The sequence below is a fragment of the Pedobacter frigidisoli genome (genome assembly GCF_032678525.1).
Classification (GTDB): Bacteria; Bacteroidota; Bacteroidia; order Sphingobacteriales; family Sphingobacteriaceae; genus Pedobacter; species Pedobacter frigidisoli_A.
In genome coordinates this window covers 685,244-699,994 of record NZ_JAVTSE010000001.1, presented here as the reverse complement: position 1 = coordinate 699,994, position 14,751 = coordinate 685,244, and the positions used below count along the sequence as shown (strand labels likewise).

The 14,751-nt window shown below is 45.2% G+C and carries 11 protein-coding genes; 9 read left to right on the top strand and 2 right to left on the bottom strand.

The genetic code is table 11. The features are described 5' to 3' along the window. The first annotated feature begins 7 nt into the window (after nucleotides 1-7). Together R2Q80_RS02975 and R2Q80_RS02970 are read left to right on the top strand one after the other, a co-directional pair. A complete protein-coding gene (locus R2Q80_RS02975; RefSeq protein WP_316798155.1) occupies nucleotides 8-1,678 on the top strand; it encodes a GH39 family glycosyl hydrolase in 1,671 nt (556 codons plus the stop codon). A gap of 67 nt (nucleotides 1,679-1,745) precedes the next feature. Further along, the gene (locus R2Q80_RS02970) at nucleotides 1,746-4,214 is read left to right on the top strand and encodes a glycoside hydrolase family 95 protein (RefSeq protein ID WP_316798154.1); all 2,469 of its coding nucleotides are present in this window, start codon (nucleotides 1,746-1,748) and stop codon (nucleotides 4,212-4,214) included. A gap of 10 nt (nucleotides 4,215-4,224) precedes the next feature. On the opposite strand, the gene R2Q80_RS02965 is transcribed toward R2Q80_RS02970, so the two are convergent. Further along, the gene (locus R2Q80_RS02965) at nucleotides 4,225-6,588 is read right to left on the bottom strand and encodes a glycosyl hydrolase 115 family protein (RefSeq protein ID WP_316798153.1); all 2,364 of its coding nucleotides are present in this window, start codon (nucleotides 6,586-6,588) and stop codon (nucleotides 4,225-4,227) included. A gap of 257 nt (nucleotides 6,589-6,845) precedes the next feature. On the opposite strand from R2Q80_RS02965, the gene R2Q80_RS02960 reads away from it, so the two are divergent. From R2Q80_RS02960 to R2Q80_RS02935, 6 genes are all read left to right on the top strand, one after another. Then, a complete protein-coding gene (locus R2Q80_RS02960; RefSeq protein WP_316798152.1) occupies nucleotides 6,846-7,295 on the top strand; it encodes a protein-disulfide reductase DsbD N-terminal domain-containing protein in 450 nt (149 codons plus the stop codon). A 7-nt stretch (nucleotides 7,296-7,302) separates the two neighbouring features. After that, nucleotides 7,303-8,964: a protein-disulfide reductase DsbD family protein gene (locus tag R2Q80_RS02955; protein WP_316798151.1), complete on the top strand. Its 1,662-nt coding sequence runs from the start codon at nucleotides 7,303-7,305 to the stop codon at nucleotides 8,962-8,964. A 131-nt stretch (nucleotides 8,965-9,095) separates the two neighbouring features. Further along, nucleotides 9,096-10,250 (top strand): cysteine desulfurase family protein, encoded by a 1,155-nt coding sequence (locus R2Q80_RS02950; protein WP_316798150.1) that lies wholly within the window; start codon nucleotides 9,096-9,098, stop codon nucleotides 10,248-10,250. 2 nt (nucleotides 10,251-10,252) lie between these two features. Next, nucleotides 10,253-11,056 carry a sulfite exporter TauE/SafE family protein gene (locus tag R2Q80_RS02945; protein WP_316798149.1) on the top strand — a complete coding sequence of 268 codons (804 nt, stop codon included), beginning with the start codon at nucleotides 10,253-10,255 and terminating at the stop codon, nucleotides 11,054-11,056. 21 nt (nucleotides 11,057-11,077) lie between these two features. Beyond that, nucleotides 11,078-12,457, top strand: a complete 1,380-nt coding sequence (locus tag R2Q80_RS02940; protein ID WP_316798148.1) for an MBL fold metallo-hydrolase — start codon at nucleotides 11,078-11,080, stop codon at nucleotides 12,455-12,457. Between the two features lie 71 nt (nucleotides 12,458-12,528). Further along, nucleotides 12,529-12,912: a nuclear transport factor 2 family protein gene (locus R2Q80_RS02935; protein WP_316798147.1), complete on the top strand. Its 384-nt coding sequence runs from the start codon at nucleotides 12,529-12,531 to the stop codon at nucleotides 12,910-12,912. 358 nt (nucleotides 12,913-13,270) lie between these two features. Here the strand turns inward: R2Q80_RS02935 and R2Q80_RS02930 are convergent, their stop codons facing one another. Then, nucleotides 13,271-13,942, bottom strand: a complete 672-nt coding sequence (locus R2Q80_RS02930) for a YceI family protein (RefSeq protein ID WP_316798146.1) — start codon at nucleotides 13,940-13,942, stop codon at nucleotides 13,271-13,273. 153 nt (nucleotides 13,943-14,095) lie between these two features. On the opposite strand from R2Q80_RS02930, the gene R2Q80_RS02925 reads away from it, so the two are divergent. Next, nucleotides 14,096-14,680, top strand: a complete 585-nt coding sequence (locus R2Q80_RS02925; RefSeq protein WP_316798145.1) for a GDSL-type esterase/lipase family protein — start codon at nucleotides 14,096-14,098, stop codon at nucleotides 14,678-14,680. Nucleotides 14,681-14,751 lie beyond the last annotated feature (71 nt).

The following is a 14,751-nucleotide window of genomic DNA, read 5'->3' as shown; positions in this document are numbered from 1 at the left end:
CTCTACTATGAAAACATCAACCAAAGCATTGCTGTTGTGGCTGTCATTTGCTTTTCTATCTGCAGGCGCATTCGCGCAGCAAAAAAGAAATATAGAAGTTAACTTTGATCGTAATGTTGCGCCTATGAAACCCGTATGGGCCTGGTTTGGTTACGATGAACCGAATTATACTTACATGAAAGACGGGCAGAAATTGCTCACCGAAATTTCGAAACTCAGTCCGGTTCCGGTATTTGTGCGGGCACATAATCTGCTTACGTCGGGCGATGGCACCCCGGCTTTAAAGTGGGGCTCTACCAATGCCTATACCGAAGATGCCAATGGCAATCCGGTTTACAACTGGAAAATCGTAGATCAGATTTTCGACACTTATGTAAAGAGAGGGATGAAACCACTCGCTCAGATTGGCTTTATGCCCGAAGCACTTTCTACACACCCCCAACCTTATCAGCATAAATGGAAACCCGGCACCCGTTACGAGGAAATCTTAACGGGATGGGCCTATCCGCCAAAGGAATACCAAAAGTGGAGCAATCTGGTTTATGAATGGGTAAAACACAGTATCGACCGCTATGGCAAAGCCGAGGTGGAAAGCTGGTACTGGGAAGTATGGAACGAAGCCGATGGGGCGTATTGGAAAGGAACACAACAGGAGTTTTTCAAATTATACGATTATGCCGCCGACGGCTTGAAAAGGGCTTTACCGACAGCCAGGATTGGTGGCGCAAACGTAACCGGTGGCGGCTCCAGCTACCTGGATGCCTTTATTAAACATTGCCTGGTCGATACCAATTATGCAACCGGTAAAGTCGGCTCGCCTCTGGATGCGGTGTTGTTCCACGCTAAAGGGTCGCCGAAGGTGGTGAATGGCACGGTGGTGATGAGCATCAAAACGCAACTAAAAAATATTGAATCCAATTACAAGGTAATCAGCAAATATCCGCAGATGAAAAACATCCCGGTGATCATCGGCGAATCTGATCCTGAAGGCTGTGCCGCCTGTGGTATGTCGACTAATCCGGAGAATGCCTACCGCAATGGCACCATGTATTCGAGCTACACCGCAGCCTCTTTTGCGCGGTTATATGAACTTACCGATCAATATAACATCAACCTGCTTGGAGCGGTTACCTGGTCTTTTGAATTCGAAAATCAACCCTGGTTTGCCGGTTTCAGAGATCTGGCCACCAACGGCGTCGACAAACCAGTATTAAATGTGTTCAGGATGTTCGGACAAATGAAGGGGAACCGGGTAGAAGCCAAAAGCGATGGCATGTATCCGTTAAAAACGATACTTGATTCAAGCATTAGAAAAGCCACTACCGATCTGGGTGCCCTGGCTACAAAAGATCAGCGCAGTGCTGCAATCATGATCTGGAATTACCATGATGAAGATAAAACCGGAAATAAAGAAATGGTTCGGGTGAAACTTAACGGACTGACCACGCCAACAGTAACCTTAACCCAGTATCAGATTGATCAGGAAAACAGTAACTCCTATGAAGTGTGGAAGAAAATGGGTTCGCCACAACAGCCGGATGCAAAGCAAATCGCTGTGCTGGAACAATCAGGTCAGTTAAAAAGGGTTGATAAGCCACGCAAATTCAATTCCGCAAACGGCGAAATTGAACTAGAACTTAGCCGGCAGGCGGTGGTGCTGCTGAAACTGGATTGGTAGGATTTGGTTAATAGTTTTATATTTGGGGGATCACACAGTATCTAACCAGATTACCGTATAATATTTCATGAAATACATCTCAAGATTTACAAGATGGGCATTGCTCCTCATCACCTTTCTTAACACAGGCGTATCCTTTGCACAAAAAGAAAGTAAACTGTGGTATAAAAAACCTGCCAGCAAATGGACAGAAGCTTTGCCTATCGGAAACGGCCGTTTAGCCGCCATGATTTTTGGTGTTCCCGGTGAAGAGTTGATCCAACTGAATGAAGCTACCTTTTGGAGCGGAGGGCCTGTTCGGCAAAGTGCCAGAGCAAGTGCACCACAAGCACTCGCCAATACGCGCAAAGCCTTATTCGAAGAAGAAGATTACGTTAAAGCCAACAAACTGATCCGAGGTATCCAAGGCCCTTACACCCAATCCTTTCTTCCGCTTGCCGATCTAAAAATTAAACAGGATATCGGAAGCAATGGATATAGTGCATATGAACGGAGCCTTTCTGTGGAAAGAAGCATCGCAGAAGTAAGTTTTCAGGCGAACGGCGTTTCCTATAAACGGGAACTGATCGCTTCGTTTCCTGATCAGTCGATCGTAATCCACTTTACCGCTTCTAAACCCGGCAGCATCAGTTTACATAGCAGCCTGAGCAGTCAGGTGCAATATGTTGTTTCAGGTGACGGAACTTCCGGTCTCCTGCTGAAAGCAAAAGCACCGGCGCATGTAGACCCAAATTATGTGAAATACAACAAAGAACCTGTCAAGTATCTGGATAGTACGGGTTGCGGCGGAATGCGTGCGGCAGTTCAAATCAAAGCCATTGTTCAAGGTGGAAAATCACGCACCGATACAACTGGATTATCGATCACCGATGCCGACGAAGTCACCTTATATCTCACTGCGGCAACCAGCTTTAACGGCTATGATAAATGTCCTGATCAGGACGGCAAAGACGAGCTTGCCCTGTCGCAAAAAGCCCTCTCGGCTGCCTCAGCTAAAGGCTGGAATGAAATTTACCAAAGGCATTATGCCGATTACTCGCAATACTTCAAAAGGGTAAACCTGGAACTGGGCAGTTCCAGCGAAGCGCAAACCAAGCTACCAACCGATGAACGCCTTTTACAGTTCAGTACAGGTGCAAAGGATCCGGAATTTGAAACTTTGTTTTACCAGTATGGGCGCTACCTGCTCATCAGTTCGTCGAGAGCCGGAGGTGTTGCGGCCAATCTACAGGGAATCTGGAACAACCTGATGCGTGCCCCCTGGAGCTCCAACTACACTATCAACATCAACACCCAAATGAATTACTGGCCGGCAGCCATCAGTAATCTCGAAGAAATGGAGTATCCGCTTTTTGATCTCATCAAGGAGCTGTCTGTCACCGGTAGCAAAACGGCCAAAGATTATTACAACATGAAAGGTTGGGTAGCCCATCACAATACCGACATCTGGGCACTCAGCAACCCGGTGGGCGATTATGGAAAGGGTGATCCGAAATGGGCCAACTGGTACATGGGTGCACCATGGCTTTGTCGCCACCTGTATGAACATTACCGCTTTACCAAAGATGAACAGTTTTTAAAAAATGCTTATCCTGTGATGAAAGGAGCAGCCGAATTCCTGATTAATTTCCTGGTGGAAAACAAACAGGGCCAGCTGGTTACCGCTCCCTCTTTTTCTCCTGAAAACGATTACTTCGACGGAAAAGGCCATGAGGCCAACACCTCGGTTGCCACCACAATGGATATGTCGATTATCCGGGACCACTTCCGCAATTGCCTGGAAGCTGCCGAAGCGCTACATGTAGATCCTGCTTTTCAGGCCGTTTTGAAACAGAAACTAGCTAAACTTTACCCCCTAAAAACCGGAAGCAAAGGCAATCTGCAGGAATGGTCGCAGGATTGGGAAGATGTTGATCCGCACCACAGGCACGTGAGTCACCTTTATGGCTTACATCCGGGCCGGGAAATATCACCATTACTGGATCCGCAGTTTGCCGAGGCCGCTAAGAAAACACTCGAACTCCGTGGCGATGCCGGTACCGGCTGGAGTTTAGCATGGAAAATTAACTTCTGGGCAAGACTGCTTGATGGCGATCACGCGTATCAACTGATCAGAGATTTAATGCGCGACCTGAGCGTATCTAAAGGTGGCGGACTTTACCCTAACCTATTCGATGCACATCCTCCGTTTCAGATCGATGGAAACTTTGGTGCCGTATCGGGCATGACGGAAATGTTGTTACAAAGTCACCTGGATAAAATACAATTATTACCCGCACTACCTGCCGCATGGGCAAACGGAAGTGTAAAAGGTTTGAAGGCCAGAGGGAACTACACGATAGATATCGCCTGGCAAAAAGGTGTTCTATCAACGGCAACCGTTAAAGCCAATTTGAATGGGCCATGCACTTTATTAACCAAAATGAAGGTTGCTGTAAAGGGCGTAAAAATCGCTTCCACGCTAACAGGTGGCTTTTACAAAACGACTTTCAGTGCTAAAAGAGGAATAAGTTACACCGTATCGCCATCAAAATGATGGCGATACTTTAAAATGCCAATATTTTAATCTGATCCAATATCACCCCTTCATCAAGCGCTTTAATCTGGATCTCATCCTCCGCACCTGTGGATGATGCTTTCGCCACTTTCAGCCGGACAGTTCTCGAAGCCCTGTTGGTCAGCACGTTTCTTTTCCATTCCTCGTTTCTGTCTACCGTGTGATAATCAACTATCTGCACATCTTTTCCATTCAATGAAATGGCGAACCTGATCAGCTTCCCCTCTACCGGGTGATTGGGTGCCAGTGCAACCTCAATGCTAACCGAATCGGTTCTGATCTTTTTTACCGCATAAAATACGGAGCTGTTCTTCCCCAGGCTGATTGCCCCTCCTTCGTAACCTAAGCCATGGCCAACAGGTGCCTTGCCTTCAAACTTCGAAAACTGATTGCCATTCAACGTCACCAGCGCTTTCTGGCTTACCGGCATTGGCGCTGTACTGGTGGTATGTGGCACTTTCATAAAAACCGGTTGTTTTCGCGGCTGATCGTCCATCATATTCTTCCATTTGCCTCCGCCCAGGTTATTGTATTTAGAAGTCAGTGTTTCGATGGTGTCAAAAGCCTTGTCGCTTTGTTCCCAGCTCGCTTTACCATGTCTGGCCAGCTGTGCATAAAGCATTTTTTTATTCATTTCTGTAGCCCCTCTGACCGGATATTCAATTAGCTGATACCAGGCATCCTGTTTGGTGGCGCCGATTTCTTTAGACAATGAAATTACTTTTTCCGAAATTTTATCATAGGCAGCAATCCTGGATTTGATTTCCTGCTCATCCCAGGGCAAATCGCTAACTGTTTTATATTTTGGATCCTGTTCTTCTGTTCTGGTATTACCCATAAACTCGGGTTTGCGGATATAGGCCAGGCGATAATATTCATGCATTACCTCAGCTAAATCAGCCGCATTTTTTTGCCCGAATTCCCTTGTAAGCCAGTTAAGCATGTGCTTGTCGAGCCCCTCTTTATTATCGGTTAAGGCATTGATGTTCCATGCCATATCCAGAAACAGCTCAGTCAGATACTCGCCGGGTTTAATGTCTCCAACATTCAGTATCCAGATGTCTTTAGCGCCTTTATTGTAGGCCATTTTCATCTGTGTGTAGATTTGGGCAGGATGATTGGTTGACAGCCAAAGGTAATCATGCGGCCTTCCCCAGTAAGAAACGTGGTAATACACGCCGTTGCCGCCTTTACGTGCACGCTCAGCGCTGTCAGGCAAACGGCGGATGTAGCCATAGTTATCGTCGCACCACATCAAGGTCACATCATCGGGCACTTTCAGTCCCATGTTATACACATCCAAAACCTCTTTATATGGAATAAATACCTGCGGTATTTTTTCTACATCTCTGTTCAGGTTTTTTCTGATCATCTCCCGTTGGTCTTTCAGCACATTCGTCAACGCATCGTACTGCTCCTGCAAAGTGTTGGCACCCTGCATTTTGCCATCATGCACGCCGCGAATGCCAAGCGTATAAAGGTTATCGGAGTTTTTAAGCTGCTTTACGCGTTCCTCCCAGAATTTCAGTATGGCAGGTCTGTTGTGTACATAGTCATAATTGCCTGTTCCCTCTAATTTCCATTCTGCATTGGCATTCCGCATCATGGGTTCACAGTGTGATGCACCTACTACAATTCCATACTTATCGGCAATTTCTTTATTTCCCGGAGTAAGATAAAAAGCTACAGATACCTCATGCATGGCCGGCCAGAAGGTATTGGCGCGCAAACGCAGGAGCAGTTCAAAAATCCGCGCATGGGTTTTAGGTCCGATTTGCCCTTTGATTTTTGAGGGTTCGTGAGTTAGGTAGCTCCAGGGTGTAAGTCCCCAATCCTCATCGTTAATAAAAATTCCCCTGAGCTTTACTGATGGGTATTCAAATAACTTAAAACCATTTTTGAACACCAAAGAATCCATTTTACTGATTTTGGCATCTGCCCACCATTCCCAGGGGGAAACGCCCATGCGCCTCGACAGTTCCAGAATCCCATAGGCGGTACCGCGTTTATCACTGCCAACGATACAGATATGGTCGTTTTGTACTTTGATTACATAGGCTTCAGGGTGTAAACGTAAGTCTTGCAATGCTTGCTGATCCAGCAGCTTTTCGGCCTCTGAGCCTTTGCCCAGCGTACCGATAAGCAACTTTGAACTCGCACTCAAGATTGCATATCCACCGAACACCACATGATAATCGTGGCTGAACATTCCAAATGCGGTATGCACCACTTGTTCTTCCTCATTAGAGAGGCTAACTTTTAATATTCTCCCTTTACTAAATATAAAATCAGCAGATACGTTATCGTGCATGGCCAGCATGATCACAATAAAAGCTATCCAGTATTTTTTCATTATTTGCTCGTTATGATGTCCGTAAGTTAATATTTTCAGCCAGCATAACTGTCATGCACCTTGGGTTGCTCTGTAAAATTTCCATAACATCATTGCCCATTCTGAAAGAAAGTACGGTTTACTCCCTTTAACAACCCCTTTTCCGTAAAATATTCGAAATAAAAACCTTTAACAATAAAATATACGGAAATAAGGCATTGTATTGATATAAAAAACAACAATGCTGATATTTACAAAATAATCAACAAACAACCACGATGAAAAAATTACTGATCGCCATTGCTTTGCTAACGCTTTCCTATCAAGGCGCAAAAAGCCAGATTCTTAAACCAGTTACCTGGTCGTACGCTGCAAAAAAAACAAGTACAACAACTGCAACGCTTTATATTAAAGCAACTGTTGACGAAGGCTGGCACCTGTACTCACAATTTGTTAAAGATGGCGGACCAGTGAAAACTACTTTCACTTTTCCTGCGGGCAAGGGATACACACTTGTCGGAAAAACCATTGAACCAAAACCAATTACCAAATTCGAATCTACATTCAAAATGGATGTGAGCTATTTTGAGAAATCGGTGATCTTTCAGCAGAAAGTGAAATTAACCGCAAAAAACGCAACGGTTAAGGGAAAAGTAGAATTTATGGTGTGTAACGACAAACAATGTCTGCCGCCTGAGGAAATTGAATTCAGCATCGCTGTAAAATAATAGCATCATGATGAACAAATTTAAAGTCTTATTTTTAGGGCTATTGCTATCCTGTGCCCTATGCACAACCGGATACGCGCAAGACAGTACATCAACGGATGATCTGGTATTTACGGAAATTACCCCTGCAACAGCAGACACGATCTCTAAGGCAACTGACACCAGAGCTACCATAGTTAAAGCTGCGACGAAAGCTGAACAAGTTCAAAACCTGGCCAAACCGCAGGAGCAAACACTCTGGGGTATATTTATAGCAGGTTTTGTAGGCGGACTTGCTGCTTTGCTGATGCCCTGCATTTTCCCCATGCTACCCTTAACCGTGAGTTTCTTCACTAAGGGAGCAGAAAAAGGAAGGGCTTTTGGAAAGGCCGCCCTTTACGGCTTTTTTATCATTCTGATTTATGTGGTACTCGGACTCCTGGTGACCGTTATTTTTGGAGCCGATGCACTGAACAGTTTATCTACAAACGGAATATTCAACTTCTTTTTCTTCCTGTTACTGGTCACCTTTGCGGCTTCATTTTTCGGTGCGTTTGAATTGACGCTTCCATCCTCATGGGCCAACAAAATGGACAGCAATGCAGATAAGGGTGGCATTGCCGGTTTATTCTTTATGGCAGGTACACTGGCATTGGTTTCATTCTCCTGCACCGGGCCGATTATCGGAACCCTATTGGTTCAGGCAGCCACAACCGGAGCGCTGTTAGGGCCGGCGATTGGCATGTTCGGCTTCTCATTTGCGCTTGCCATTCCCTTTGCCTTATTCGCACTTTTTCCTTCTGCGATGAACAAACTGCCAAAATCCGGTGGTTGGTTAAACAGCGTAAAAGTAGTGCTGGGTTTCCTGGAACTGGCTTTTGCTTTAAAATTTCTGAGCAATGTCGATCTGGCCTATCACTGGGAATGGTTCGACAGGGAAATCTTTCTTGCGCTGTGGATCATCATCTTCGGCATGATGGGCGCCTACCTGCTGGGTAAGCTTAAATTTTCACACGATAGTCCGGTTAACTACATATCTGTGCCGCGGTTATTTATGGCAACGATTATCCTGGCATTTACCATGTACCTGATCCCTGGCTTATGGGGAGCTCCACTGAAATCAGTATCCGCTTTTCTGCCTCCGCAGGATACACAGGACTTTGATTTGTACACCAGCAGTTTAGTTGGCGGTTCATTACCGGCAAAAACGGTGTCGGGAGGCCCTCATAAATATGCCGATAAGTTCCATGCTCCGTTGAAACTGGATGCCTACTTTGATTACAATGAAGCACTCGAAGCTGCGAAACAACAGTATAAACCAATCCTGATCGATTTTACCGGACATGCCTGTGTAAACTGCCGTAAAATGGAAGCCAATGTATGGCCGGATAAGGAAGTCTACAAAATGATCAGTCAGGATTACATCCTGGTGCAGTTATATGTAGACGACAAGAGCGAGCTGGCACCGGAAGATGTGGTAAAAACACCTGAAGGAAAAACACTTGGCACCATTGGTAAAAAGTGGAGCGATTTGCAGGCCAGGAAATTCCAGTCGAACTCCCAGCCGTTCTATGTATTGCTTGACCCGGCAACTGAAACGCTGTTAAGCCCTCCGCAGGGAGCAGATTACGAAGTGGCCAATTATAAAAAATTCCTGGAAACCGGCCTAGCTGCTTTCCAGACAAGATAAAAGCAGGTGTTTAGAAGTTTACCACCTAGTTTTAGTTAGTTAATGATAAACAGAGGGCATGGCTGGATAGCGTGCCCTTGTTTTAATGTTTGCGCTATCCTGTTACCATCAATATAAAATATAAATTCACCATGAACGAGATCGTATATTTAGATAATGCTGCTACCACTTCACTGGATCCGGTTGTATTAGAGGCGATGCTGCCTTTTTTAACGCAGCACTATGGCAATCCTTCTTCTTCCTACAGCATAGGCAGAAAAAGTAAAACAGCCATAGAGGCTGCCAGGAAAAAAGTGGCAGATCTGCTGGGTGTTAAAAGCACCTCCATCTATTTTACCAGTGGCGGTACCGAAAGCAATAATACCGCTATCGCTACGGCGGTAAAAACACTGGGCTGCACGCACATCATCACCTCTCCTATCGAGCACCATGCCGTGTTAAACACCGTTGAACATTATTGTGCCGACAAAAACATCACCTGTTCATTTGTAAAACTGAACGAATACGGGGAGGTGGACTATAACGATCTCGAACTACAATTAAATAGCCAGGTCAAAGCGGGCGTAAAGTGCCTGGTTAGCCTCATGCATGCCAATAATGAAATCGGCACTTTGCTCGATCTTAAAAGGGCGGGAGAAATCTGTAACCGCTATGGCGCCATCTTTCATTCAGATTGTGTGCAAACCATTGGTCATTATCCTTTGCAACTGGCTGAATACGGTGTTCATTTCGCCTCCGCTTCCGGACATAAATTCCACGGCCCTAAAGGTACCGGGATACTTTATGTAAGCGCAGGTACCAAAATCACCCCTTTAATTCATGGCGGTGGCCAGGAGAGAAAAGTGCGGGCAGGAACAGAAAATGTACATGGAATGATTGGTTTTGCCAAAGCGCTGGAGCTGGCATACGAAAATTACCCGGGCGATCAGATCTACATCAGCAACCTAAACAAAGCCATGCGCGATGGCCTGATGCAATTATCGCCTGAAATCAGCTTTAACAACAATGATAACGCACTTTACACAGTTTTGAGTGTCAACTTCCCGGGCAATATGGATACCGATCTGCTGCTGGCCATGCTGGATCAGGCAGGCATATGTGCATCTGGTGGTAGTGCCTGCAGCAGCGGCGACGACCATGGCAGCCATGTGATGCATGCATTGGGTAAAAAGCAATCGGGGGCCACAATACGGTTCTCATTCAGCAAGCTAACGCGGATGGGAGACATCGACATTGCGATAACCACATTGGCAGGCCTCCTGAAATACCCATTATCATTAGCCTAAACATGCAGGTAGTCGGCTATTTCTCTACGCTTTTAATCGGCCTTTCGCTGGGGCTCATGGGTGCCGGGGGCAGTATCCTTACTGTTCCGGTACTGGTGTATTTTTTCCGGCTGGAGCCAGCTTCTGCGGTCAGATATTCGCTGTTTATTGTGGGCTCTACCAGCTCCATATCCAGCATCGCTAAATTTAAACAGGGAGAAGTTCTGTTCAAAAAGGGGATCATTTTTGCCTCCATATCCATTGTTATGGTATGGCTGATCAGAAGTCTTATCATCCCGAAAATCCCTGCAGTGCTATGGCATTGGCATGGTGTAACGCTCACTTTTGGAATGCTTAGCATGATCATTTTTTCTTTGCTGATGATGATGGCCGCCAGAACGATGATGCAGGCGAAAAACGACTGCGACCTGGAACAAGTTGAAAAATCAAATTCCATTTCGGTATTGATTGGATGCGCTGTGGCCACAGGTGTGTTAACAGGCTTTCTTGGTGCTGGTGGTGGCTTTCTGATTGTTCCGGCTTTAACCTTATTCTTTCATCTTGACATCAAAAAGGCGGTCGGTACATCATTGTTTATCATTTCGCTGAATACCTTGTCAGGCTTCCTGAGCGATCTTGGTTTACAGGAAGTCAACTGGACATTTCTTTTGCTAACCACCGTTTTAGCCATTACTGGTGCTGTGGCAGGGCAGCGAATTTCCCACTTGTTCAATACCCGGCAGCTCAGGCTTTGCTTCGGCTGGTTTATACTGATACTGGCCATTGTCATTCTTGCCCTGCAGGCCGGCGAGCTCAGCAATCTATAATTTTATTCCAATAAAAACCACATGAAAATAAAACAGCTTTACGAGAAATGTCTTTCACAAGCCTCCTATTATATCGAACATCATGGTGAAGCTGTGGTGATTGATCCGCTTAGGGATATCGATGCTTATCTTGAGCTGGCAGAACAGGATCAGGCGAGCATTGCTTTCATCATGGAAACGCATTTCCACGCTGACTTTGTGAGCGGACATCTGGAACTTGCGGCAAAAACCGGTGCCACCATTGTATTGGGACCGGGTGCACAAACTGCCTACCCAAGCTACAACGGAGCCGATGGAGAACACTTCTCCATTGGAGGAGCAACCCTGAAACTTTTACATACCCCTGGGCATACGCTGGAAAGCTCCTGTTTCCTGCTCCTGGATGAGCAGGGAGTTGAACAAGCCATTTTTACCGGAGACACCTTATTTCTTGGCGACGTAGGCAGACCCGACCTTGCGCAGTCGCCTGATCTGGATATCAGTCAGGAGGATCTGGCAGGCATGCTTTACGATTCGCTTAGAAATAAAATACTTCCATTACCGGATCATACCGTTGTTTATCCAGGCCACGGCGCAGGAAGTGCCTGTGGCAAGAACATGAGTAAGGAAACCATTGGCGACCTGGGTTCACAGCGACTCAGCAATTATGCTCTGGCTGACGATCTTTCACGTGAAGATTTCATCAGCGAACTATGTGGGAACCTTGCGGCTCCGCCCGCATATTTCCCCATGAACGTAGAACTGAATATTAAAGGCTGCCCCCTGCTTGAAAAGGTACTTCATCAGGCCATCCAGGGGCTCAGCGCATCATCTTTCAAAAGCCGCATGGGGGTACCCGGAACATTGGTTCTCGATACCCGAAAACCTGATGTTTTTGCTTCAGCACATATTCCCGGATCAATCAATATCGGGCTCGACGGCAGTTTCGCACCATGGATAGGTGCCCTGCTTCCCATTGATCAGGAACGTATATTGATCATTGCTGAACCAGGCCGTGAAACCGAAGTCATCAGGCGACTGGCCCGTATCGGTTATCACCAGTGCGAAGGTTTTTTGATGGGCGGATTTGAGGAGTGGGTGAACAGTGGCAACGCAAAAGACACCATTGAAAACATTAGCGCTGAAAGTTTCAATCAGCTCCTTCAAAACGGGAAATATGATGTCATCGATGTGCGTGCAAAATCAGAACACGAACAAGGAACGGTATCCGGCGCATTGAACCTTCCGCTCGATCAGATCGCTCAGGCCGCTGAAGCGCTTGATCCTGGTAAACCTTACCTGGTTTATTGTGCAGGCGGTTACCGCTCCATGATCTTCATCTCCATGCTGAAAGCGCAGGGAATCAGGAAACTGACCAATATTACCGGAGGTTATCACGCAATCAGTGCTATTGTTCACTAAACGCTGATGCTAAATAACTAATTTAAAGGACTTTGAAAGAAACTATTGCGCTATGACTTTGTTTAAACCTCATGGCAACTACACGAGAACTTATCAGTAAAGTCAATCAGATTTTCGGGGAAAACAGGATGGACGAATTTATAGACTTCCTGTCAGATGACATTATCTGGGAGATGTTCAGCTCATCTACCGGACATACCACATTACGGGGAAAAGAGGAGATCAGTAATATGGACGGAGGCGAGAATATGCCTGAACGGATGTATTTTCAATTTGGAACCATCATCATTGAAGGCGACAAAGCATCCGTAGAGTGCACAAGCGCAGGTATAAGACCAGATGGAAGTCAGTACAGTGGTGCATCATGCGATATCTATCATTTTTCCAACGATAAAATTGTCCGCATGGTTTCGTATGTTATTGACAATAGTACTAAATCCCCATCTGATCATTAGCAAACCGAAGGTTCAAATAAAAGCATAAAAGAATGGCTAAAATGCCGATTCCAGCAAGTGGCTAGGATAAAAGTATTCAAAAACGGCCTTGGCGGCATTACGCTGGCACTTTCTTAGGCATTTTATCCTAGCATGTTCCTATCTGGTTCCTATCTTGTTCCTTGCAATATCCTAGCTGTTACCTGCGACGGTACTACGAACCTATAAGGAAACCTATGGCAAACCATGGCCCCCGTAGCGTTTTCTATAATTAGGTAATTGAAAATAAGATTTTTCCCGGAAGAAAGTAATCTTAAAAAAAACGCTCCGAATGTTTATCCGGAGCGTTTCATATGATGATAAGATTGTGTATCTGAAATTATTTTTTATCAGCTTTAAGCGTCAAACCGATTTCCACATCTTTTGAAATAATCCAGTTTTCAGGACTTCCTTCTGCCTTATAATTAATTCCCCATGCACTTCTGTCGATGATGAACTTGGCAGTTGCCGTAACGCCGGTAGCTGAAACTTCAACTTTAGACGGGAAGGTAATGTTCAATGTACTGTCTCTAAGAGTCAGGTTTCCACTGATTAAATAGTTAGGGTCTTTTAACAGGCTCGATGGCTGTGCGCCGGTAAATGGCTCTACTTTAGTGATCACAAATTTAGCAGTAGGGAATTTAGCTACGTCAAAAAAGTCAGGGCTTTTCAGGTGACCTTCCAAATCACTGGCTTTTTTGTCTTTTTCAGTAACAGATGCCGGATCAACTTTCAAAGAAGCCAGGTTGATGGTGAATTCCCCACCAGTTAATGAATCATTATTTACAGAAACGCTTCCTGAAGTAACGCTGATTTTACCCCAACGTGGAGCAAGTCCACCTTTATGGGTAGCTTTCCAGTCAACCGAAGTACCTACGGTATCAAGTGCTAAAGTTTCACCTGTTTGTGTTGCAGCAGTTTGTTCTGTGGTTGTTTTCGCACTATCGTTCGAAGAACCTCCACACGATGCAAGTAAAAGAAGCGCTGGAAGCGCAAAAAATAGTTTTTTCATCTGATATAAATTTAAGTTTAAATAAAATTACCCTTTTTTTGAATTTCAAAAGTAGTGCCTGAATTTAAGGAATGAATTGATGTATGTTAATAAACTTCATTTTCAATCATTTCTATGAACCATTTCCTCAAAATTTTGGTTATGAATGCCAGTATGAGTAAAAATAAGAAAATTATATTTTTCGGAGATAGCCTGACTGCAGGTTACGGATTGAGACAACCACAAAACGAATCCATCCCGGCCTTGCTTGCGGCAAATATTCACGTTGCAGGATTTAACTATGAGGTGGTGAATGCAGGAATAAGTGGTGATACTTCGCGCTCCGCTTTAAGCAGGCTTTCTTCAGTATTACAGGGCGACGTGGCTGGTTTTATTTTGGAACTGGGCGCCAATGATTTTCTAAGAGGGCATGCGCCTGCAGAGGTTTCAGCAAATTTACAAACGATCATTAACCAGGTGCGCAAAGCCTATCCTGCAGCATGGATCTTGCTGTTGGGTATTGAATTACCGGCATGGGCGCAAGCCTTTCAGGGATCAGGTTATGCGAACATCTTCCGTGAACTGGCCACTGTGAATAAAATTTTTCTGGTACCTTCATTTTTAAAAGGGGTAACAGGAAACCGCAGCTTGAATATGATCGATGGTGTACATCCACTTGCCAGCGGCTACATTAAAGCAGCTGAGAATATCTGGCCCACTTTGCTTGCGATATTGCAAAACGATTCATTAAAAGGTTAGCACATGATATTAAGCAGATGAATCATAAGCTTTCTTTGCTAAACACGTAATGTGAATTTTATACAAACCTT